This is a genomic window from Roseateles sp. P5_E8, assembly GCF_054177665.1.
The window spans coordinates 1-517 of sequence record NZ_JBGCUM010000158.1 but is presented as its reverse complement, the minus strand read 5'-3'; the positions used below and the strand labels follow the sequence as shown (position 1 = coordinate 517).

The following is a 517-nucleotide window of genomic DNA, read 5'->3' as shown; positions in this document are numbered from 1 at the left end:
TCGAGACGACCTCGATGTCGTCGATCACCTCGCCTTCGCCCAGGCGCATGATGGTGCCCTTGCCGAACTGCTTTTCGATTTGCGCGAGTGCGGCCTGCAGGGCTTTGGCTTTTTCGGTGTTCAGGGTCTTGACCGGGGCATCCATAACGTTCTCCTGGGGAAGTTGGCGCATTATCGCAAAAGCTGGATGTTTGTACAGTAGATTTGCCCAGTGCCTTTCAGCCATCCCTACAATCGATCCAGCGGCCCGTCGAGGCCGACACCACAAGATTCCGGGGCGGCCCATTTCAGGAGACAAGCATGCGCATCCTGATCGCCGAAGATGATCAAGTGCTGGCCGACGGCCTGTTGCGTTCGCTGCGCAACGCGGGATATTCGGTCGACCAGGTGGGCAGCGGCACCGAGGCCGATGCGGCGCTCGCATCGCACGAGTTCGATCTCCTGATCCTCGACCTCGGCCTGCCGAAGCTGCACGGCCTCGAGGTGCTGCGCAAGCTGCGCGCGCGCGGCTCGAGCG

At 61.9% G+C, this 517-nt stretch carries 1 protein-coding gene and 1 pseudogene; one reads left to right on the top strand and one right to left on the bottom strand.

From position 1 onward, the window contains the following. A pseudogene (gene recA, locus ACXRVZ_RS27770) lies at positions 1–145 on the bottom strand (recombinase RecA); the annotation flags it as partial. A 155-nt stretch (positions 146–300) separates the two neighbouring features. On the opposite strand from recA, the gene ACXRVZ_RS27765 reads away from it, so the two are divergent. Next, a partial coding sequence (locus tag ACXRVZ_RS27765) for a response regulator (protein WP_458233154.1) occupies positions 301–517 on the top strand: 217 nt, incomplete at its 3' end.